We start from the raw sequence: 21,263 nt of genomic DNA, 5'->3' as shown, positions 1-21,263 counted from the left end.
CCCTTGGTCTACTAATTGCAAAGCGCCCTTTCGAAAAGATAAATATGAATAGTTTTCTTGTAAAAGATAATGTTCGATTTCTTTTTCTTCATTAATTCAGAAAGAACAACGGCTTTTTTGTTTTGGATATCATATTTCATACGTTGTGAAATGACCCCAACTACGACATCTAAAATATCAGCTTCATGAATGCCTAAGTTCATAAATCTTTTAATAGATAATGGTGCATTACTCGCATGAATTGTTGTTAATACCAAATGCCCCGTTAAAGCACAAGTCAAAGCGATTTTCGCAGTTTCTTCATCACGAATCTCACCTATCATAATCACATCTGGATCATGTCTTAAAATTTGTTTTAAAGTATCATGATATGTAATACCGATTTTCTCATTTAACTCTATTTGTAAACATCCATCCAAATGAATTTCAATAGGATCTTCAATTGTGATAATATTTTTACGAGAATCAGATAAAATCTGTTTTAAAAGAGTGTAGAGTGTTGTTGACTTTCCTGATCCAGTTGCGCCACTAATTAAAAACAAGCCATTGTTTTGACGTGATAACCAATAGAGATAATCTTGAATTTCTTTTTGATACGTTAATTCTTGAATCGAACGTAATTCATGGTTGTTTAGAATTCTAATGACAATACTTTCAAATTCTAGTGATGGTAAATATGAAATTCTTAAAAAATATGTTTTTTGGTTCATTTCAATGGAAATATTACCAGTCTGTGGCATCAAACGATAATTTGTATGTATCATGGACTGATATTTAATAAAATTCATAAGCTTATAACCCTTCTCACTTTCCATAACCTCATAGTTCTTTAATACACCAAAAATACGAAATTGAATTTTCAAATCTTCTTTTAATAACATGTGAATATCAGTTGCATTTTGATTGAGCGCACGATAAATCATCTTCTCAAATAATTCGTTCATAATAACCCTCCTATTATATATATACGCATTATTTTTCAATTTTTCTTTTTTTAACAAAAAAAGATCATATTTTTTTATGATCTTAAAAATGGGTTATGCATTTGTTCATATTTTAAAGAACTTTCCACACCATGTCCCGGTAATAAACGCGCATCAAATTGTAATGTTTTAATCTTTTTTAAACTTTCTTTTGTAGTCAAATGGGATGATGTCGGAAAATCATAACGTCCAATTGATCCAGCAAATAAAACATCGCCACTAAATAATGCATTTTCTTGAGGAACATAAATCATACTGCTTCCATAGCAATGTCCTTCTAACAACAACCATTGAATTGTCATACCAGCAATCTGCATTGTTGGTTGTGACGCCATAATAGGTGACTTAAGAACAAAAGGTTCTCCCATCATGGCAGAAAGGTTCATTTGAGGCTGTTGGATAATTTCAAAAGATTCCTTTTGAGTATAAATTGGACAATGAAATCTATCATATAGATAATCTACAGCTCCAATATGATCAAAATGACCATGCGTTAATAAAATAGCTTTAAGCTTTAATTCTTTTTCTTCTAAAAAACGAACAATTTTTTGACCTTGTGCACCTGGGTCAATCAAAAAACATTCATGTTGTTCATTATAAACAACATAACAATTGGTTTGCATTGTCCCTAATATTAATTTTTTTATCATATTCATTTCCTTTCGTATAAAGAAAAAAGCCAAAAGGCTTATTTCTTTTCTTTATGAGTAGTTTTTTTATTACATCTAGGACAGTACTTTTTGACTTCCATTCTTTCTGGATGATTTCTTTTATTTTTTGTATTAATGTAGTTTTCTTCACCACATTCAGTACATTTTAAAATGATGTTTTCTCTCATTTTTACACCTCCATCACGACTTTGCCATAATATAATAGCATAAACAATTCAAAATTACCATAAATTTTTCACTTTTTATCCATATTTTTCAAAATACTTTTCAAATGCATATTTAGACAGCGTTTGACATGTATTTCCAGCTGCATCAGGTAATGCTTCAGCAATGCAGGCTACCGCAATCTCTGGATCATCATAAGGCGCATATCCAATAAAAGCACGGTTTGCCCAAACATCACTTGTTCCCTCTAAATTACGTTGAGCTGTACCCGTTTTTCCAGCAGCCTCATAGTCACCATTGACTCTCTTCGCCAGTCCAGAAACACACCCCATTCTAAACCCTGTTTGGATTGTCTGAAAAGCCAACTTATAGCTTGAAACATCATCAAGCACTTTGATTTGATGTTGTAATAATGAAATCTTTGTACCATCCTCATCTTCTGTAAAAGATTCCATAAATAAATGAGGTTGAATTCTTTTACCACCATTGGCTAAAGATGAAACATATTGAGCCATCTGAATAGGCGTATAAGTATCATATTGTCCAATCGAAAAGTCTAAAAAGTTACCTGGTTGACGCTGAGTCACTTTACCACGATAACCCAAGGCTTCACTAGGTAAATCTATACCTGTTTTCACACCTAGACCCAATTCACCCACATCCAAACGCATTTGGTCAAAGGCAGAATCCTTAATAGATAAAGGCTGATTGTATTCATAAGTCCCTCCACCAAGCAATGTGGCTGTATAGAACATATAGATGTTAGATGATTGTGATAATGCTTCAGCGGCATTTAAACGTCCTAATCCACCTCTGTTCCAAGAATACTTTGGTGCTGTTCCAGCAATTTTAAAACCTGCACTTGTGTCATTAAATTCAGTATATTGATTAATAACTCCATGCTTAATACCGGCATAAATCGTTCCACCTTTAAAAGCCGAACCAATTTCAAAGGCGTTTTGCACAGCTCCACCAGCTAATTCATATATTTCTCCTTTACTATCTCTTTGAGCTCCTGCCATCGCATAAATAGCCCCGGTATTAGGATCAATCAAAACAAGATATATGTTATTAGCATAACGATAAATAGAGGAACTATGTGATTTCATTGTATTGATAATCTGTTCTGTAATACCTGATTGCAAGTCCCAATCAATTGTTAAACGAATATTATCGCCTTTTGTACCACTTGTTACTGTATCAACAACAGGATTGCCTTCTTCATCATAACTTAATGAATAAGTGGCTGGTGTTCCTGCTAAAATATCCTCATATTGTTTTTCTAACCCACTGATTCCAACACGTGAATCATTGTTGTAATCTTTTGATAAAAGAATATCTTTTGTACTGGCAGGTAATCCTTCCTTCTTCGTTGTCACTTTACCTAACACAGATTTAAAATCAGTCCCATATGTTGTTTCTCGAGACCAGTCATTAGTCACTTTCACACCACGTAAAATATCCGAATTTTCACCAATCAAACTGGCTTCTTTGATTGTTAAACCTTCTAATAACACAACAGAACCACTTGTACAATTTTGAATTTTCGCATAAAGCATATAATATCTAATATCATCATCAGATAAATTTTCTTTAAGCATTTCACTTGTTATACGTTTTAACTGTAATTGATATTGTTCATCACTACTATATGTAGATTTTTCTTCCTCGCTAATTAAACTATTAACAAGTTTTTTATTTTTCATGATTAAATAATCTTTTTTATCTCTTTCTGTCACTTTTTCAATATCAACATTAACATTTTTAACTAAAAAATTAGCAATCATTTTGATATCATCTTCAGTAATATTTTGTACAGCATAATAAGTCGCACAATTTATATTTTTATTATATGACAATCTTTTATAATTACGATCATAAATATTTCCACGAAATGTATCTGCCGTAAAAAGACTTGTATTATACTGTGCTAATTTTGTGACATAATATTCTTGTTGAGAAATCTGTGTTATAAACAAACGAATCAACAAAATGATACCAATCACACCGATAGCACCCATTAATATTTTAAATCTTCTTGAGATGACATTATCAGTTTGATTTTTGATTTGAGTTTCAATTTCTTTTTGACCTTCAAATCTGATAGGATTTTTTTAAATAAATTCAATATCAATGCACCTCCTCGACTTATTATATTATATACAATCTTGAAAGTAAATCAACCCATAAGAAAAAGAGAATTTCACAAATTCTCTTAATCATCATCAACAGATAGAATAGCCATAAAAGCTTCTTGAGGTATTTCTACACTTCCTACAGCTTTCATACGTTTTTTTCCTTCTTTTGTTTTTCCAAGAGTTTCTTCTTACGCGAAATGTCACCACCATAACATTTAGCTAAAACATTTTTACGCATTGCTTTAATATTTGTACGGGCAATGACTTTTCCTTGAATTGCTGCTTGAATAGGCACTTCAAACATTTGTTTTGGAATAATTTCTTTTAATTTTTCACAAATAATACGTCCTCGATTATATGCGAAGTCTTTATGAACAATAGTAGACAATGCATCAACAACATCGCCGTTTAATAAAATATCCATACGTGTTAAACGACTTTCTCGATAACCATCTAATTCATAATCAAATGACGCATAACCTTTTGTACAAGATTTTAACTTATCAAAGAAATCATAAACAATTTCACTTAATGGAATCAAATAAATCACATTTCTTCGTAAGTCATCAATATATTCAATATCCTGATATTCACCACGTTTTGACTGGCATAATTCCATAATTGGTCCAACATATTCATTAGGTGTCATAATAGATGCTTTCACATATGGTTCTTCAATGTGATCAATGCGTTGAGGACCTGGTAAAGCTGATGGATTATCTATCTCAATCATTGTGCCATCAGTTAAATAACAATGATAAATAACAGATGGTGCAGTTGCAATTAATTCCAGATCAAACTCTCTTTCTAGACGTTCTTCAATCACATCCATATGTAAAAGACCTAAAAAACCACAACGGAACCCAAAGCCTAAAGCTTGTGAAGTTTCTGGTTCAAAGACGAGAGATGAATCACTAAGTTTCATTTTTTCTAATGCTTCTCGCAAATCTTTATATTTAGCATTATCAACAGGATATAAACCACAATAAACCATCGGATTTAATTGACGATATCCAGGTAATTGTGTTTGTGCGGGTTGTTCTAAAGTTGTGATGGTATCACCAACATGGACATCACTAATTGATTTGATTGAGGCCGCAATCCAACCAACTTCCCCTGTTACAAGTTCTTCTTTTTTACTTCTTTTGGAGTTCTCACTCCTACTTCAAGAACTTCATAGGCAGCATCTGTGGCCATAAAGCGAATATGGTCGCCCACACGAATACGTCCTTCTTTGATACATACAAAAACAATCACGCCACGATAACTATCATAATACGAATCAAAAATTAAAGCTTGTGTAGGATGTTCAACATCTCCACGAGGAGCAGGAACATTTTTAACAATATCTTCTAAAACATCTCCTACATTTAATCCGGTTTTGGCAGAAATTAAAGGTGCCTCATCCGCTGGTAAACCAATGATATCTTCCACTTCATGAATAACACGTTGTGGATCGGCACTTGGTAAATCAATTTTATTAATAACTGGCAAAATTTCCAAATCGTTATCCAAAGCTAAAAAACATTTGCTAAAGTTTGTGCTTCTACTCCTTGAGCAGCATCAACAACTAAAACAGCACCTTCACAGGCAGCTAAAGAACGTGAAACTTCATATGTAAAGTCAACATGACCCGGTGTATCTATCAAATGTAATAGATAAGTTTCACCATTTTTAGCAGTATAGTTTAACTGAACAGCATTCAACTTAATAGTAATTCCTCTTTCTCTTTCTAAATCCATACTATCAAGTAATTGGTCTTTCATATCTCGGTCACTTACTGCTCCGGTCAGTTGTAATATTCTATCTGCAAGAGTCGATTTTCCATGATCAATATGAGCGATAATAGAAAAATTTCTAATATGTGACTGATCAATACTCATTGTTATCTCCCCTTTCTATTCTTATCTATTTTACACAATTCTATCTTAAATGAAAACAAAAAAATAGTCAAATGACTATTTTTTCAAAAATACTTATCCAAAAATTCAACATGTTCAACCTTAACTTCCATGATTGTTGTTGAAAGATGCTCAGCTGATTCAAAAGTCTTCGATTGCAATCGACCTTTAATACCTAAAAAACTCCCAGCCTCACAACAATCCATGACTTCTTGAGCGATACCCTTCCAAAGTACACAACTGATATAATCATGATCTCTGATTCCCAGATTGTTACGATATGGACGTTCAACATCAAGAATGAGTGTTGCTAATTTGACACCTGTTGGCGTTTCCTTGATTTTTGGATTCTCGGCTAATCTGCCTATCAAAATAATTTCGTTAAACATTTTTTATATTTTCCTCCTCAATGAGAGTATATATGAAAATACAAAAATAACCAAAATTGTCTATTTTACATTATTTTGTGCTATTTTTTTACATTTTGGAAAGTAAAAAACTCATTTATGATTAAAATCTTAAAGATACATATTAAAATCGTAGCCAATTTATATATTTTAGATAAAACATAATAAGAAAAAAGTAAAGAAAATCTTTACTTTTCAATCAATACAAATGCAACTGCATATTTTTTTCATGTGAAATAGAAATTTGAGCTTGAGGATCATGTAAATAAGGTGCTCCACTTTCATCATTGAGAATTTCAATATCTTGAAAAGAAATCGCACCAATCCCAACATGACAAGCCTTCATATAAGCTTCTTTTCCAGCAAAGCGTCCACCAAGAAATTCAAGCTTTCTTCTAGCTGATTTCATTTCAGTAAATAACTGATATTCACGAGAAGATAAGATATGTTTGATAAAACGTTCATTATCTATATCTAAACGTTCAAGATCAACAATATCAACACCTATTCCCTTCATTAATCTTTAAACTTCTTTTCATAAAGACTCATTAATTCATCTAAACTCATAGAATCATCAATTTCGTCAATAAAAGAATCCTCATCTTTATTTTGAAAATCTAATTTAAATTCTCCAGTACGTTCTTCAATAATTTTTAATTGATCTTGTTCTTCTTCGACAATATTTGCAATATTTCTGAGATTCTGTTCAACACTTGGTTCTTGTTCAACCACTTTCACAGTTTCTTTTGTTTTTTCTTCTACATGATCAAAAGGACCATAAAACGGACTAATAATAGGAATCAATTCATCTGAATCTTTTTTTATTTTTTTGACCTTTGGTTTAACTGCTTTTTTGACTTCAGGTTTCTTGGCTTCCTTTAATCCTGTCATAGGTGAAATGATTTCACTCATACGATAATTTGTTTCAACAACTGTATTTTTTTAGGTTCGTTTTTCTTTGGTTCTTCTTTTTTTGTTTCTTGTTTTGTTTGACTCTCTTCATCATCATTATAGATAAGAGGTGTACTAAATTTTTCTTTACGTCTTTGTTCTAAAACAGGATCAACTTTTTCAAATAATTCTTCTTCCTCTTCTTTTTTGAAAAATTTTTTAAACATCTTACTTTCCTCCTTACAAACTCTTTCTATTTCCAAAATTATGAAATTTGATCAATAAATGCTTGAATTTGTTGTTGTGTTTTTCTTAATTTATCAACATAACGTCCAACTTCTTGGCCATGACGATAAGCCACAAATGAAGGAATACCCATAATATCAAGATCAATACATAAATCAACCATTTCATCTCTATCAATATAATAGAAAGTCCAATTTGGATTTTGAGCTACTAAATCATCAATAAATGTTTTTAAGAAATGACAATCAGGACACCATGTTGTTGAAAAAACAAACATCGCATTATTTCCTTGTATTGCTTGTTCAAATGATTCTAAATCGCTAATTTTTACTAAATTATCCATTTTTTTATCTCCTTTAAATCTTGTTTTTACTTGATAAATTGGACCATAAGGAGAGAATTTTCTTTCATATTCAGTTTGAATATTATCTTCATATCCCTCACTATGGTGTAAATCCAAACAGACATCTTCAAAATGAAGTCCATAATTTTGAAAAGAAACTAAAGAATATTCAAACAATGAACGATTATCTGTTTTTAAAATTAATTCACCATTACAAACTAAAATATCTTGAAAAACCGCTAAGAATGCTGGTGACGTTAAACGTCTTTTTGCATGACGCTTTTTAGGCCATGGATCACTAAAATTCAAATAAATGCGACTAACTTCTTGAAAGGCAAAAATATCTCTTAAAAAATAGCATCTTCTTTAAGTAATTTCAAATTCGGCAAAACTTTTTCAAGTTGATCCAACTTTTTAATTGCTCCTACCATAACACTAGGAAATTTTTCAATACCAATAAAATTAATATCAGGATGACGTAAGGCATTTTCAATAATGAAATCACCCTTACCCATTCCAATTTCTATATAAATGGGATTTTGATTTCCAAAAAGCTTATCCCATTGATTTTTATATTGCTTTCCATCTAATACAACAATATCACTATGGTCGGCTAAAATATCATTCGCTTTAGGATTGTTTCTTAAACGCATATACTCCTCCTATATTTTTATCTATTGTAGCACAGTTTCACTTTTTAATCTATCTAATTCTTCATCCGTTAAAGGACGATATGCCCCTAATTGTAAATTTTCATCTAAAATTAAGTTTTTCATACGTATTCTTTTGAGATAGAGAACTTCTTTGCCAACAGCTTGAAACATCTTTTTAACTTGATGAAATTTTCCTTCATAAATTTCCACTTCAATTTCACTTTCATTTTCTATGGTTGATAAAATTTTCAAATGAGCACTTTGACATTGATATTCTTGATCAATGATAACACCGGATAAGAAAGTCTGTACATCATCATTTGTTACTACACCACGAATTTTAGCATAATAAACCTTAGGGCAATGCTTTTTAGGTGATAATAATTGATGAGCTAAAACACCATCATTTGTAATTAAAAGCAACCCCTCAGTATCAATATCTAATCTACCTACTGGAAACAAATCTTGACGATAGTTGTCTTCAATCAAATCAATGACAGTAGGATAAAGATTATCTTCAGTAGCACTGACATAACCCGCAGGCTTATTTAACATATAATAGACATATTCTTGATAAAAAATTTCTTCATCATCAACATAAACCTTATCACCAACTGGATCAACATGATGTTTGTCTTTTTTGATGATTTCGCCATTTACTTTTACATATCCATTTTTGATTAATTGCTTGACTTCTTTACGTGTCCCAAAACCACAATGGGCTAATAATTTATCTAATCTCATGGTTTCACCTCAATATATTTTTCAACTTTTTCGTTTTTTTCTTCATCTAAATAATAACTTATATATAGCTTGATATTTTGAACTTCTTCAGTCTCTCCAGAAAGTTGAACCCCTTTATAAAAGTGTTGTGTTTTATCTACATAATCAACTTTTAAATGACTGATTGAATCATCAACAATTCCTAGAACAGGACACATCGTACGATCATCTTCATGAGCATAAGCCATAGCTTCAATATAATACATATCAACCTCTGGTTGATCTATAATCACATCATAGCGATAAGTTTCTTCTATATGATTAAAAACAACTTTAACATGAAAAGGATAATCCTGATCAAAATTTTGATGAGTGACAAGTTGTTCTTTCACTTGATAATATTCTTGAAATTGTTCATTTGAAGATGATGATTGACATGCTACACAAAATAATGAAATCATTATACATATTAATATTTTTTTCATATCATCACCATTTCTATTATAACAAATTTATGTAAAGATAGCTATATCAAAAAAAGGTATCATTATGTTTCCATAACAACACCTTTATTTCATGTTATATTGTTCTGTTATTGACGACACTCAAATGTGTCACAAGCTGTTTCGGCAGTTTTCTTTGCTTCCACACAATGACAATTTCCTACATGAATACAGTTTGCCTCACAACACCCATCACAATAATATTTACAGTTATCTACGCTACATTTGACATCTTTAGCCATAGTTTCACCTCCATATATTATTATGCCTTATTTTTTTATGAATATACAATAAGACAGCTAAAACTGTATTCAAGATTTCCATGACAAGATGTTAAAGCAACCTGATATTGAATGTCTTGAATTTTAGGATTTTCTTTTTCAATAAATTCATTTAAAGCATCCTCTAAATCCAATTCATGACTTTTTTCTATAATTTTTATTTTCATATCAATATCATAACATCATCTTCATGAAAACATTGTCATCTATTGACGAATTTCAATAGTAAATTGACAAGAAAATTCTTGGTCTGGTGCTAAAGCAATCATACCTTCTTTATCCTTAAATTCACCATTAAAGTCGATATAATCACCATGTCCATTCCATGGTTCTAAGGCTAATAAACCACCAACATGTTTACTTGCCCAAATACCTAAATGAGGATAATTTTCCATATGGAAATAAATGGCTTTTTGATGATTAATTGATTTTAAAGCCACATAGTGAGATTGGAAATCTTTAAAAACAATTGCATCATTATCCAATAAAGCTTGTCTAACAAAGAAACGTTTTTCATGATCAAAGAAAGGCTTTGTTGTACGCGACATAGCACGATGAGCAACATCAATTACTTTTTGATGAAGTGTTTCTTCTTTTTCAAATTCTACATAATAATCATTACTTGATTCATTTTCCATAAATGGACAAGCAAAAGCAGGATGCCCACCAATTTGGAAATATATTGTTTTTTGATCAGTATTTTTAACAACACATTGGCATGCTAGTTTATTGTCATTTAATGTATAAATAACTTTTAAATTAAACAAATAAGGATATTGTTTTAAAATATCTTCATTTGGTGTCAACTCAAATTCTACACATGTATCAGATAATTGATGAACCAAATACTCATTATGTCTTGAAAATCCATGTTGTGTCATATGATATGTTTTTCCTTCAATTTGGCACTCATCATTATGTAACGCACCAATAATAGGGAAAAGAATAGGTGCACTACTTGCCCACAAAGCTGGATCTCTTTTCCACATATAATTAATATGATCATGTTGACCAATTATTTTAATAATTTCTGCACCCTTAGCATTTAATTCTACTTCTAATTCACTATTTTTTAAAATCACCATATTTTTACCCACCTATTTCATTTGTCCTTTAATCAATGTTTGTTGAATTTGAATCTGATCATCAAAGAAAATAATATCAGCATAATTGCCAACTTTTATTTCACCTAATAATGGTTCATTTAAACTTTGTGCAGGATTATAGCTTGCAAGATTAACAGCCTCATTTAAACTAAGTCCAAGATGTTCATATGCATTTTTTACAGCAACATTCATTGAAACAATACTTCCAGCAAGTGTACCATCAATCAATCTTGCTTCTCCATCTTTCACATAAACATCCTGATTTCCTAAAAGATATTTTCCATTTTCCAAACCAGCAGCTTCTAAAGAATCAGTAATTAAAATTAATTTATCTTTACCTTTTGTACGTAATAATGCTTTCGCAGCTGCATAATTAACATGAACACCATCTAAAATCAATTCAGCATAAACAGTATCATTAATCATCACTGCGCCAACAACACCAGGGGCACGATGTGTTAAAGGTGTCATCGCATTATAAGTATGTGTTCCTGAAGTAGCTCCAGCATCAATAGCAGCTTGCGCTTGTTCATATGTTGCATTCGTATGTCCTAATGAAACAACCGTATTTTTATCTTGCAAATATTGAATCAATTCTAATGAATGCTCTAATTCAGGCGCAATTGAGATTTTTCTAACAACATCCTGATGATTTTTCACAAATGATAAATAATTCTCAACTGTTGGTAAGATCATACATTCTTCTGGTTGTGCTCCTTTGTATTTCTTATTGAAGAATGGTCCTTCCAAATGTGTTCCCAAAACCTGAGCACCTTCTACTTTATCTTTATAAGTTGCTATATTATCAATAGCTTTTGCAATGTCATCAACAGGCATTGTCATTGTCGTTGGTAAAAAAGATGTTACGCCTGTTTGAAGGGTTGCTTTTGAAATGGTATTTAAATCTTCAAAAGTTGCATACATCGTATCACTACCACCACGTCCATGTGTATGTACGTCAATAAATCCTGGACTCACATAGTATCCTTTTGCATCAATAATTTCTTCATCTTCTGGCTGACGATGACTGATTTCTATAATTTTATCATCATCAATAAATACATTTTTTTCTACAATTTCATCATGTAGAATAACTTTCCCGTTTACAATACATTTTTTCATTTTTATGTCCTCCTTTCTTTATTATATGCTTATTATTGATAATCTTCAAATAATATATAAAAAAGATTTCTAATCATTAGAAACCTTTTTTTGATCATTTAATTTTTCAATAATACTTTCAATTTTATTACCATATTCTAAAGATGTATCCATTACAAAATGAAGTTCAGGACATTTACGAATTGTTAATCGTTTGGCTAAAAGACTACGAATAAAACCTTTAGAATGTTGTAATGCATCCATTCTTTTTTGAGAATTTTTATTCAAAAAGGAAACATAAACTTTCGCAATTGATAAATCATTTGTCACTTCAACACCGGTAATCGTACAAAAACCAATGGCTGGATCTTTAACTTCCATCTGAATAATATCGGATAATTCTCTTTGAATAATATTATTTAATTTTTCTTTTTCAATACCATAAAAGATCATCTCCTATTTTCTTTCGACTTCTTCCATAATGAAACCTTCAATGATATCTCCTTCTTTAATATCGTTATAGTTTTCAATTGTCATACCACATTCATATCCTGTCGATACTTCCTTAGCATCATCTTTAAAACGTTTTAATGAAGCTAATTTTCCTTCATAAATGACAACACCTTCACGAATCAAACGAATACCACAGTCTCTACGAATATAACCATCTGTTACATATGAACCAGCAATATTTCCAACTTTAGAAACTTTAATAACTTGTCTAATCTCAGCTTGACCAGTAACAACTTCTTCAAGTTCAGGAGCTAACATACCACGCATTGCTGCTTCAATTTCTTCAACCATTTTATAAATGATGTTATGAAGTCTGATTTCAACACCCTCTTCTTCAGCTTTTCGTCTTACATTAGCATCTGGACGCACATTAAATCCATAAATGATAGCCTTAGAAGCACTTGCTAATAAAACATCAGATTCACTAATAGCTCCAACAGTTGAACGAATGACATTGACACGGACACCATCAATATCAATCTTTTCTAATGAACCTTTGACAGCTTCAGCTGTTCCGTTTACATCAGCTTTGACAATAATATTCAAATCAGCAACTTGTCCTTCTTTAATTTGATTAAATAAATCATCTAAACTCATTGCAGAACTTATACCACGATCTTGTTCTTGTTTTGCTTTTTGTCTTTCTTCACCAACATGACGTGCCATTTTTTCAGTTTCAAATGCCATAAATTTATCTCCGGCAACAGGAACATCATTTAAACCGGTAATTTCAACTGGTGTTGATGGTCCAGCTTCTTTTAATTCTTTACCATTATCACCAAGCATCTGACGAACACGACCAAAAGCTGTTCCAACAACAATTGGATCTCCAGCTCTTAATGTTCCATTTTGAACAAGTAAAGTAGCAACAGGTCCACGTCCTTTATCTAAGCGTCCTTCAACGACACTTCCATAAGCATAACGTTTTGGATTCGCTTTTAAGTCCGCTAATTCAGCAACGACAGTTAAAGTCTCTAACAATTCTTCAATACCAATTCCTTTTTTGCAGAAATATTACAGTAAACTGTTTCTCCTCCCCATTCTTCAGGCATAAGTCCAAGTTCACTCATTTCTCCTTTAATACGTTCAGGATCAGCACCATCTTTATCAATTTTGTTAATTGCAACAACGATTGGCACACCAGCCGCTAAAGCATGATCAACAGCTTCTTTTGTTTGTGGCATCACACCATCATCTGCAGCTACAACAATAATAACAATATCTGTTAATTGTGCTCCACGAGCTCGCATAGCTGTAAAAGCTTCATGACCAGGTGTATCAAGGAATGTGATTTTTTTACCACTCACTTCAACCTGATAAGCACCAATATGTTGCGTAATTCCACCAAATTCACCTTCAGCTACTCTTGATTTTCTAATATAATCAAGCAATGTTGTTTTTCCATGGTCAACATGCCCCATAATTGTAACAACAGGTGGACGCCCGACCAAATCAGCTTCATCATCAACAATTTCAATATCTTCAAAATTAATTTCACTGACAATGACTTTCTTTTTCACTTCATAGCCATATTCAAGACAGATCAATTCAACTTGTTCATCACTGAGTGATGAATTGATTGTCACCATTGTACCAAGCATAAATAAAACTTTAATAACATTGGCTGGTGTCTGTCCAATCATTTCAGCTAATTCACCAACTGTAATTCCTTCTTCATATTCAACAATTCCATCCCCTAATTTCTTTTCTTCCTTTTTTTGAGGAATATTAGAAATTAATTTCTTTTTATGATGGTTTCCTTTCTTTTTTGCTGATGTATTCTTTTTTGCCATAATATCAACCTCCTCATTTTGATTTGATTTTATTTGCAAAACCTTTATCCAATATACCTAAAGCAACACGATTGTCCTTTCCAATAGCTTGAGAAATCTCTTCAACCTTTCCTAGAATCTGATAATCAACATGATAATAAGTACATTTGTCAACATACTTTTTCTTAGTATTCTCACTTGCATCTTCTGCAATCATTACATAATAAACTTTTTTTGACGAATGTTTTTCAATAAAACATCTCCCGTCACAATTTTTCTGGCACGCATTGCCAATCCTAATAAAGATGCCTTATTTTTATCCAACATACTTCTTTAATTCCTCATAAATATCATCAGGGATATCCACTTCCAATGATTTCTTTAAAACGCCCTTTTTCTTAGCTAAATCAATAGCTTCTAAACTTCTTTTCAAATAAGCTCCACGTCCGTTCATCTTTCCAGTTGGATCAACAAACACTTCACCTTCTTTATTTCTCACAACACGAATAAGTTCTTTTTTAGGGAGTTGTTCTTGTGTTGCTACACATTTTCTTAAAGGTATCTTTCGCATTCAAAATCACCCCTATTTTTCATCATAATACTTATCAAATTCATCATAGTCAATATCTTCATCATATTTTGGATCATAATCATAATCTTCATACTCATCATCATAATCCTCATCGTAATCATCAAATTCTTCGAAATCTTGATTATCTTGTTCAGCCATAGCTTGACTATCTTCTTCTATTATATCACTTTCTTCATGATCAGTAACCATTTCTGGAGTTTCTTCTTCAAAATCAAAAATTTCTTCTTCAAAATCATCTTCAACAAGTGGTTCTTCTTGTGTCATTTGAGCTTCAAATGATTTTTCAAATTCAGCATCTTCACCATAAACAATTCCTTCATTTGCAGCTTCAGTCACTGATTTAATATCAATTTTCCATCCTGTCAAACGAACAGCTAAACGTGCATTTTGACCTCTTTTTCCAATAGCTAAAGACAATTGATTATCTGGCACAATAACCAAAGCACTATGTTTTTCTTCATCTACATCTACATATTCAACATCAGATGGAGATAAAGCATGTGAGATATAAACAACAGGATCTTCACTCCATTCAATAATGTCAATCATTTCACCATTCAATTCATTAACAACATTACGTACACGCGCACCTTTTGGACCTACGCAAGCACCAATTGGATCGATGTTTTCATGACTTGTGTAAACAGCAATTTTACTACGATCTCCAGCCTCACGTGAGACTGATTTGATTTCAACAGTTCCATCATAAATTTCAGGAACTTCCATTTCAAATAATCTTTTTACTAATCCGGGTTCAGTTCTAGAAACACCAATATGGGTACCTTTGGTATTACGTTCAACATCACTGACATAAACTTTGATACGTTGACCTTCATAGATTTTTTCACCTGGAATTTGTTGATTTAATGGTAATAAAGCTCCAGTTCTACCAATGTTGATAATTGCAAAACGTTCTTCTACACGATCAACAGTTCCATTAATAATATCATCTTTTTTATCAATATATTCATTGTATAAAGTTTCCTTTTCAGCCTCACGAATTTTTTGCTTTAACAACTGTTTTGTTTGAATAGCAGCCAATCGTCCAAAAACTTCAGGATCAACTTCAGTCACAACATCATCACCAATTTGATATTTAGGATTAATCATTTGCGCTTCTTCTAAAGATAATTCATAATCTTCATCATTCACATCATCAACAACATGTTTGATTTCATATAAACGAATTTTTCCAGTAACTTCATTAATCTCAACACGAATAATAGATTCAGGACCACCATAATTCTTTTTATATGATTTTTCTAAAGCTTCCTTTAAAGCATCAAGAACAACTTCTTTCTTGATTCCTTTTTCACTTTCTAATAGATCAAGTGCCTGAATAAATTTTTTACTAGCCATTTTTTATTATCCTCCTTAAAATTTAACAGCTAACCTAATAAATGCAATATCATTGTAATCAATGACGCATTTTTTCTTAATATTTTTAACCATATATTGCAATTCAATACGCGTGTCTTCAACACTGTTGATTGTTCCATAAACCTCATTCATGCCTTGAGTAGGATTCTTGAATTGAATATACACATATTCCCCTGTTGCTTCTTGTACCTTTTCCAATGTTTTTAAAGGTTTTTCAGCACCTGGAGAAGAGACTTCTAAATAATACTCTTCATCAATCAAATCTTCTCTATCTAACATTTCACTAATTGCTTCACTTACAGCCACACATGTGTCCATATCAAGATGACCATTATTTTTTTCAATGAAGATACGCAAATACCACTCATTTTTTTCTTTGACGTATTCAATATCATCAAGGTAAACATCATGTTCATCAAGTATGGGTTGAATAAGTTGTTTGATTTTTTCTAGCATATAATCCTCCATTTACAAATATAAACGAGAGGGTTACCCCTCTCGTAAATCACTGATTACTTCTATAATATAACATAATCAATCATAAAAAACAATGCTTTCATCACTATTTTTACTATAAATCAAATAATGATAATTGATTTTCTTCAGACATATTTTCAAAAGCTCCAAGTTTCGTTAAAAATTCAATTTGATTATTTGTTAGTTTAGTACGTTTCATAACATCTTCTTTAGATAAAAATTTATTTTTCTGACGTGCTTCAACAACACTATCACCTACCGATGTTCCTAAACCATCAATAGATACAAATGGAGGCAATAAAGCCATATCATCATCAGGATCCATAATAAAATTTTGAGAATCAGATTTTTCTAAAGAAATATTACTAAAATGATAACCACGTTCAAACATTTCTAAAGCAATTTCAAAAACTGAAATTAAAGCTTCTTCTTTATTGGAAATTTTAACACCATTTTGTTTATCATTTAAAATACTTTGATATTTGTTATAAACAACATCACGTCCTTGAATCATAGTTTCAATGTCATAGGCATCGCAACGTGTTGTAAAATAAACAGCATAGTATTCTCTTGGATAATAAAGTTTCCACCAGGCCACACGGACAGCACTTAAAACATAGGCTGCAGCATGAGCTTTTGGGAACATGTATTTAATTTTTTTACATGATTCAATATACCATGTTGGAACATCATATTTGCGCATTAGTTCTTCATATTTTTTTCTGGGAAGACTGCAGGAGATTTTCCTTTACGAACACACTCCATAATATCAAAAGCATCTTTATTTGGTAATCCTTTTTCAATCAAATAAACCATAATATCATCACGACAACCAATAACTTCTTGTAGTGTACAAGTTCCCGAACTAATCAACGTTTCAGCATTTCCTAAATAAACATCTGTCCCATGAGAAAGACCTGATAAAATAACTAAATCACTAAATGATGTTGGGTGCGTCTGTTCTAACATCCCACGCACAAATTTAGTACCAAATTCAGGCAATCCTAATGCACCAGTTTTACAATTAAGAAAACTCAAATCAATGCCTAAAGCCTCAGTAGAGTTAAATAAACTCATGACTTGAGGATCATTTGTTGGAATATCTTTTGGATTGACTCCCGTTAAATCCTGTAACATTCTAATAACAGTTGGATCAACATGACCTAAGATATCAAATTTCAAGACATTATCATGAATAGCATGGAAGTCGAAATGCGTTGTCTTCCACTCAGCACTCAAATCATCAGCAGGATATTGATAAGGTGTAAAATCAAAGACATCCATACTTTCAGGAATAACAATAATACCACCAGGATGTTGTCCTGTTGTACGCTTAACACCCGTACATCCTTTAGCAATTCTTTCTAATTCAGCTTGACTGATACTATTTTCTTTGCCCATTAATTCGGCATATCCTTTCGCATATCCATAAGCTGTTTTTTCAGCAACAGTCGAAATCGTACCGGCACGATAAACATGACTTTCACCAAATATTTCTTTTGTATAGGCATGAGCTGTTGGTTGATAATCGCCAGAAAAGTTCAAATCAATATCTGGAACCTTATCAGCATTAAATCCCAAGAAAGTTTCAAATGGAATATTATGACCATCACCTTTTAATGGTTGTCCACATTTTGGACATGTTTTATTAGGCAAATCATATCCATTAGCAATATATCCTTCTGGCATAAACTCATTATATTGACAATGAGGACAATAATAATGCGGTGGCAATGGATTAACTTCAGAAATATTCGCCATTGTCGCAACAAAGGATGATCCTACAGAACCTCGACTTCCAACAAGATATCCGGCTTCATTAGATTTTTTAACAAGCTTATGAGCAATATAATAAATAACACCAAATCCATGTTTAATAATATTGTCCAACTCTTTGGTTAAACGCTTTTCAACAATTTCAGGTAAAACCTCACCATATTGCTTATGTGCATTATCAAAACATAACTGACGTAAATTTTCATCAGCATTATCAATATGAGGTGTAAATAATTTATCATGAACAACATGAAATGTTCCATCAATCATATCAGCAATTTTATTTGTATTTTCAACAACATATTCATATTTTTCACTTTCATTTAAATAAGATAAACTATCCATCATTTCCTGAGTTGTTCTGAAATACTCATCCGGTGTCCAAGCCATTGGATTATTTCTATCCGTTAAAGGATGTAAAGCTCCACCCAAACCAATCTTTGGATTACAAGTAAATACATCTCTAAATATTTTATCTTTTTGATCTAAATAATGAACATCACCCGTCGCAACAATCATTTTTCCCATATCTTTAGCAGTATCAACAATACGACGTAAAATACGAATTAAATCTTCTTGAGTATCAATACGCCCTCTTTCAACAAAATATTGACATATATCTAATGGCATAATTTCAATATAATCATAAAATGCCATGGCTTGTTTTAATTCATCAAGACTTCTTGTCATCGCCAAATCAAATATTTCAGAGTTATAACATCCACTTCCAAATAGTAATCCTTCACGATAAAATTCAAGACGCTCACGTGGAATACGTGAAACTTTCTCAAAATATGTTGTATTTGCTTCAGAAACAAGTTTAAACATATTCTTTAACCCAGTTTTATTTTTAGCAAGTACACACATATGTTTTGGTCGCACAATTTTATAGGCTTGTGGACATTCCATTGCATTCATATCAATCAAGTCATAATATCCCTGTTGCATTAAATCATGCAACATCATATTAAAGACACCAGCTAAAACTTCTGCATCATAATCAGCTCTATGGGCATCATCGCCATCATAAGGAATACGATAATGTCTCGCAACATTTCCTAAACGATAACCTTTTAAATCAGGTAGAAGTTTCCATGCAAGAGTTAATGAATCAATCGCTGGATTTGTGAATTTTTGATATCCATAGCGTACTAAGATTTCATTTAAAAAACCGACATCAAAGGTAGCATTGTGTGCAACAATCACATCATCTTTAAAAATTCCAAAATACGAGGAATAAATTCTTCTATTGTAGGTGCATTTTTAACATCTTCATTCGTTATATGTGTTAAATTTGTAATCTTTTGAGAAATACGCTTCTTAGGCTTAATTAAGCTTTGAATACGATCAATTTCTTGCCCATTTTTAATTTTAACAGCACCAAATTCTGTAATATCATCATCCATGACTGATAATCCTGTCGTTTCAAGGTCAAATGAAACAAATGTCAAATCTTTCAAAGATACTTTTTTCTCATTATAAACAACTGTAAAAGAAGGATCAATCATATACATTTCTACACCATAGATCATTTTTATCTTATTTTTGATACTCGCCATTTGTGCCTCAGGAAAAGACTGTACATTCCCATGATCTGTCACTGCGATAGCTTGATGTCCCCAATAAGCCGCTCTTTCGATATATTCAGAAATACTTCCAATACCATCCATAGCAGACATTTTTGAATGAACATGCAATTCAACACGTTTCTTTTCAGCTTGATCTTGACGAATTTTAGGTGATGGAATGACTTCTACTTCTCTAGCAATAATGACCGTATCTTTCATATATGTATCATATTCTACAGTCCCTTTCACACGTACCCATTTATCACCCTTTTTCACCTTATTCATTTCTTCAAGACTATTTCCACCTTTGTTTTCAAAGCGTTTTACAACAATACTGTTTGTATAATCTGTTACATATAAAGATTGAATTGTTTTTCCTGATTTGACTTTTTTAGAATCCTCTTTAAAAATATAACCTTGAATCATAACTTCTTTAACAGTATCATCAATTTCATCTATAGATAATGAAAAATAATCTTTTTTATAAGATTGATATTTGGGTTTGTTTTCCTTTTTGGGAGTTGATTCAACCTGATCAAAAGTTTTCATATCTACTTTAACCTCATTTAAAGCATCCATTTCTTCTTGAATCGATTGATAAGTTTGATTATTTTGATCAATATAAGCACGAAAACCAATTTGCATACCAAATTTATTAAAATACTTATCAAAAATTTTATATAGCTTTTCTAATTGTTGAAACTGTATTTCATTGACAACTTCAATTTGTAATGTATTATTTTCAAATGTCAATAATTCCTTATCAATGAAATCAATTTGTGGAAAGCGTTGTTTCAAACCATCAAAGATAAACAAAGCATATTCAATCACATCTTGAGCTGTATAGGAAGAAGCCCAGTTAAAAAGGAATTCACATGGATAAGGAAATTCCTTTTTAGCCGCAAATAATAAACGAATTTCTGTTAGAGGAACAATGTGTGAGGAACCAATATAAAATGTATAAGCATTATCTTTATGCACAATAACACGTTCAATATATGCACGTTTTAAAGCTGAAACATCATCTTCAAGATGAAGTTGTTTCAACAATATAAGCATTTTATCCATAAAAA

At 31.6% G+C, this 21,263-nt stretch carries 21 protein-coding genes and 4 pseudogenes; all 25 read right to left on the bottom strand.

Annotated elements, in window-relative coordinates; all coding sequences use genetic code 11:
- Positions 1 to 11: 11 nt before the first annotated feature.
- Complete coding sequence (locus NMU03_RS14305) at positions 12 to 944, bottom strand: ATPase, T2SS/T4P/T4SS family (protein ID WP_290139266.1); 933 nt, start codon at positions 942 to 944, stop codon at positions 12 to 14.
- Between the two features lie 74 nt (positions 945 to 1,018).
- Entirely contained in the window at positions 1,019 to 1,633 is a 615-nt protein-coding gene (locus NMU03_RS14300; protein WP_290139263.1) for an MBL fold metallo-hydrolase, read from the bottom strand.
- 38 nt (positions 1,634 to 1,671) lie between these two features.
- A complete protein-coding gene (gene rpmG / locus NMU03_RS14295; protein ID WP_066443283.1) occupies positions 1,672 to 1,821 on the bottom strand; it encodes a 50S ribosomal protein L33 in 150 nt (49 codons plus the stop codon).
- A 75-nt stretch (positions 1,822 to 1,896) separates the two neighbouring features.
- Positions 1,897 to 3,825, bottom strand: a complete 1,929-nt coding sequence (locus NMU03_RS14290) for a peptidoglycan D,D-transpeptidase FtsI family protein (RefSeq protein WP_290139255.1) — start codon at positions 3,823 to 3,825, stop codon at positions 1,897 to 1,899.
- 209 nt (positions 3,826 to 4,034) lie between these two features.
- Positions 4,035 to 5,840 (bottom strand): annotated as a pseudogene (gene lepA, locus NMU03_RS14285) (translation elongation factor 4).
- Positions 5,841 to 5,923: 83 nt separating this feature from the next.
- On the bottom strand, positions 5,924 to 6,247 hold the full coding sequence (locus NMU03_RS14280; protein WP_290139253.1) for a single-stranded DNA-binding protein: 324 nt from the start codon (positions 6,245 to 6,247) through the stop codon (positions 5,924 to 5,926).
- Between the two features lie 217 nt (positions 6,248 to 6,464).
- The gene (acpS, locus tag NMU03_RS14275) at positions 6,465 to 6,782 is read right to left on the bottom strand and encodes a holo-ACP synthase (RefSeq protein ID WP_290139250.1); all 318 of its coding nucleotides are present in this window, start codon (positions 6,780 to 6,782) and stop codon (positions 6,465 to 6,467) included.
- Complete coding sequence (locus NMU03_RS14270; RefSeq protein ID WP_290139248.1) at positions 6,782 to 7,177, bottom strand: hypothetical protein; 396 nt, start codon at positions 7,175 to 7,177, stop codon at positions 6,782 to 6,784. The genes acpS and NMU03_RS14270 overlap by 1 nt, the downstream gene beginning before the upstream one ends.
- A complete protein-coding gene (locus NMU03_RS14265; RefSeq protein ID WP_290139246.1) occupies positions 7,174 to 7,383 on the bottom strand; it encodes a hypothetical protein in 210 nt (69 codons plus the stop codon). Before NMU03_RS14265 ends, NMU03_RS14270 begins: the two co-directional genes overlap by 4 nt.
- Before the next feature lie 38 nt (positions 7,384 to 7,421).
- A complete protein-coding gene (locus NMU03_RS14260; protein ID WP_290142357.1) occupies positions 7,422 to 7,745 on the bottom strand; it encodes a thioredoxin family protein in 324 nt (107 codons plus the stop codon).
- Positions 7,746 to 7,856: 111 nt separating this feature from the next.
- Positions 7,857 to 8,260: pseudogene (gene trmB / locus NMU03_RS14255) on the bottom strand (tRNA (guanosine(46)-N7)-methyltransferase TrmB); the annotation flags it as partial.
- Between the two features lie 159 nt (positions 8,261 to 8,419).
- Entirely contained in the window at positions 8,420 to 9,142 is a 723-nt protein-coding gene (locus tag NMU03_RS14250) for a pseudouridine synthase (protein ID WP_290139244.1), read from the bottom strand.
- Positions 9,139 to 9,606: a hypothetical protein gene (locus tag NMU03_RS14245; RefSeq protein WP_290139242.1), complete on the bottom strand. Its 468-nt coding sequence runs from the start codon at positions 9,604 to 9,606 to the stop codon at positions 9,139 to 9,141. Before NMU03_RS14245 ends, NMU03_RS14250 begins: the two co-directional genes overlap by 4 nt.
- Positions 9,607 to 9,713: 107 nt before the next feature.
- Positions 9,714 to 9,866 carry a DUF1540 domain-containing protein gene (locus tag NMU03_RS14240; RefSeq protein WP_290139239.1) on the bottom strand — a complete coding sequence of 51 codons (153 nt, stop codon included), beginning with the start codon at positions 9,864 to 9,866 and terminating at the stop codon, positions 9,714 to 9,716.
- A 35-nt stretch (positions 9,867 to 9,901) separates the two neighbouring features.
- On the bottom strand, positions 9,902 to 10,072 hold the full coding sequence (locus NMU03_RS14235; RefSeq protein ID WP_290139237.1) for a sporulation protein Cse60: 171 nt from the start codon (positions 10,070 to 10,072) through the stop codon (positions 9,902 to 9,904).
- 39 nt (positions 10,073 to 10,111) lie between these two features.
- Positions 10,112 to 10,990 (bottom strand): aldose 1-epimerase family protein, encoded by an 879-nt coding sequence (locus NMU03_RS14230; RefSeq protein ID WP_290139235.1) that lies wholly within the window; start codon positions 10,988 to 10,990, stop codon positions 10,112 to 10,114.
- A 12-nt stretch (positions 10,991 to 11,002) separates the two neighbouring features.
- A complete protein-coding gene (gene nagA, locus NMU03_RS14225) occupies positions 11,003 to 12,133 on the bottom strand; it encodes an N-acetylglucosamine-6-phosphate deacetylase (protein ID WP_290139232.1) in 1,131 nt (376 codons plus the stop codon).
- Positions 12,134 to 12,202: 69 nt separating this feature from the next.
- Positions 12,203 to 12,565, bottom strand: coding sequence for a 30S ribosome-binding factor RbfA (gene rbfA, locus NMU03_RS14220; protein WP_290139229.1), 363 nt, complete (start codon positions 12,563 to 12,565; stop codon positions 12,203 to 12,205).
- A 3-nt stretch (positions 12,566 to 12,568) separates the two neighbouring features.
- A pseudogene (infB, locus tag NMU03_RS14215) lies at positions 12,569 to 14,418 on the bottom strand (translation initiation factor IF-2).
- 13 nt (positions 14,419 to 14,431) lie between these two features.
- Positions 14,432 to 14,614, bottom strand: coding sequence for a L7Ae/L30e/S12e/Gadd45 family ribosomal protein (locus tag NMU03_RS14210; protein ID WP_290139227.1), 183 nt, complete (start codon positions 14,612 to 14,614; stop codon positions 14,432 to 14,434).
- Positions 14,615 to 14,713: 99 nt separating this feature from the next.
- A complete protein-coding gene (rnpM, locus tag NMU03_RS14205) occupies positions 14,714 to 14,968 on the bottom strand; it encodes an RNase P modulator RnpM (RefSeq protein ID WP_290139226.1) in 255 nt (84 codons plus the stop codon).
- 12 nt (positions 14,969 to 14,980) lie between these two features.
- On the bottom strand, positions 14,981 to 16,348 hold the full coding sequence (nusA, locus tag NMU03_RS14200) for a transcription termination factor NusA (protein WP_290139224.1): 1,368 nt from the start codon (positions 16,346 to 16,348) through the stop codon (positions 14,981 to 14,983).
- A 15-nt stretch (positions 16,349 to 16,363) separates the two neighbouring features.
- On the bottom strand, positions 16,364 to 16,825 hold the full coding sequence (gene rimP, locus NMU03_RS14195; RefSeq protein ID WP_290139222.1) for a ribosome maturation factor RimP: 462 nt from the start codon (positions 16,823 to 16,825) through the stop codon (positions 16,364 to 16,366).
- 115 nt (positions 16,826 to 16,940) lie between these two features.
- Positions 16,941 to 17,549, bottom strand: a complete 609-nt coding sequence (locus NMU03_RS14190; protein WP_290139220.1) for a helix-hairpin-helix domain-containing protein — start codon at positions 17,547 to 17,549, stop codon at positions 16,941 to 16,943.
- Positions 17,549 to 21,249 (bottom strand): annotated as a pseudogene (locus NMU03_RS14185) (PolC-type DNA polymerase III). Before NMU03_RS14185 ends, NMU03_RS14190 begins: the two are co-directional and overlap by 1 nt.
- Positions 21,250 to 21,263: the final 14 nt, after the last annotated feature.

The organism is Allocoprobacillus halotolerans (assembly GCF_024399475.1).
GTDB classification, from domain to species: Bacteria; Bacillota_I; Bacilli_A; order Erysipelotrichales; family Coprobacillaceae; genus Allocoprobacillus; species Allocoprobacillus halotolerans.
Note: the sequence above shows the minus strand (reverse complement) of the source record. Positions and strands in the feature narration are given on the sequence as shown.

What these genes read in the sequence shown, in the direction of transcription:
- NMU03_RS14305 (WP_290139266.1), bottom strand. Translation starts at nt 944, where the DNA reads ATGAACGAATTATTTGAGAAGATGATTTATCGTGCGCTCAATCAAAAT.
- NMU03_RS14300 (WP_290139263.1), bottom strand. Translation starts at nt 1,633, where the DNA reads ATGATAAAAAAATTAATATTAGGGACAATGCAAACCAATTGTTATGTT.
- rpmG (WP_066443283.1), bottom strand. Translation starts at nt 1,821, where the DNA reads ATGAGAGAAAACATCATTTTAAAATGTACTGAATGTGGTGAAGAAAAC.
- NMU03_RS14280 (WP_290139253.1), bottom strand. Translation starts at nt 6,247, where the DNA reads ATGTTTAACGAAATTATTTTGATAGGCAGATTAGCCGAGAATCCAAAA.
- acpS (WP_290139250.1), bottom strand. Translation starts at nt 6,782, where the DNA reads ATGAAGGGAATAGGTGTTGATATTGTTGATCTTGAACGTTTAGATATA.
- NMU03_RS14270 (WP_290139248.1), bottom strand. Translation starts at nt 7,177, where the DNA reads ATGAGTGAAATCATTTCACCTATGACAGGATTAAAGGAAGCCAAGAAA.
- NMU03_RS14265 (WP_290139246.1), bottom strand. Translation starts at nt 7,383, where the DNA reads ATGTTTAAAAAATTTTTCAAAAAAGAAGAGGAAGAAGAATTATTTGAA.
- NMU03_RS14260 (WP_290142357.1), bottom strand. Translation starts at nt 7,745, where the DNA reads ATGGATAATTTAGTAAAAATTAGCGATTTAGAATCATTTGAACAAGCA.
- NMU03_RS14250 (WP_290139244.1), bottom strand. Translation starts at nt 9,142, where the DNA reads ATGAGATTAGATAAATTATTAGCCCATTGTGGTTTTGGGACACGTAAA.
- NMU03_RS14245 (WP_290139242.1), bottom strand. Translation starts at nt 9,606, where the DNA reads ATGAAAAAAATATTAATATGTATAATGATTTCATTATTTTGTGTAGCA.
- NMU03_RS14240 (WP_290139239.1), bottom strand. Translation starts at nt 9,866, where the DNA reads ATGGCTAAAGATGTCAAATGTAGCGTAGATAACTGTAAATATTATTGT.
- NMU03_RS14235 (WP_290139237.1), bottom strand. Translation starts at nt 10,072, where the DNA reads ATGAAAATAAAAATTATAGAAAAAAGTCATGAATTGGATTTAGAGGAT.
- NMU03_RS14230 (WP_290139235.1), bottom strand. Translation starts at nt 10,990, where the DNA reads ATGGTGATTTTAAAAAATAGTGAATTAGAAGTAGAATTAAATGCTAAG.
- nagA (WP_290139232.1), bottom strand. Translation starts at nt 12,133, where the DNA reads ATGAAAAAATGTATTGTAAACGGGAAAGTTATTCTACATGATGAAATT.
- rbfA (WP_290139229.1), bottom strand. Translation starts at nt 12,565, where the DNA reads ATGATCTTTTATGGTATTGAAAAAGAAAAATTAAATAATATTATTCAA.
- NMU03_RS14210 (WP_290139227.1), bottom strand. Translation starts at nt 14,614, where the DNA reads ATGATTGCAGAAGATGCAAGTGAGAATACTAAGAAAAAGTATGTTGAC.
- rnpM (WP_290139226.1), bottom strand. Translation starts at nt 14,968, where the DNA reads ATGCGAAAGATACCTTTAAGAAAATGTGTAGCAACACAAGAACAACTC.
- nusA (WP_290139224.1), bottom strand. Translation starts at nt 16,348, where the DNA reads ATGGCTAGTAAAAAATTTATTCAGGCACTTGATCTATTAGAAAGTGAA.
- rimP (WP_290139222.1), bottom strand. Translation starts at nt 16,825, where the DNA reads ATGCTAGAAAAAATCAAACAACTTATTCAACCCATACTTGATGAACAT.
- NMU03_RS14190 (WP_290139220.1), bottom strand. Translation starts at nt 17,549, where the DNA reads ATGCGCAAATATGATGTTCCAACATGGTATATTGAATCATGTAAAAAA.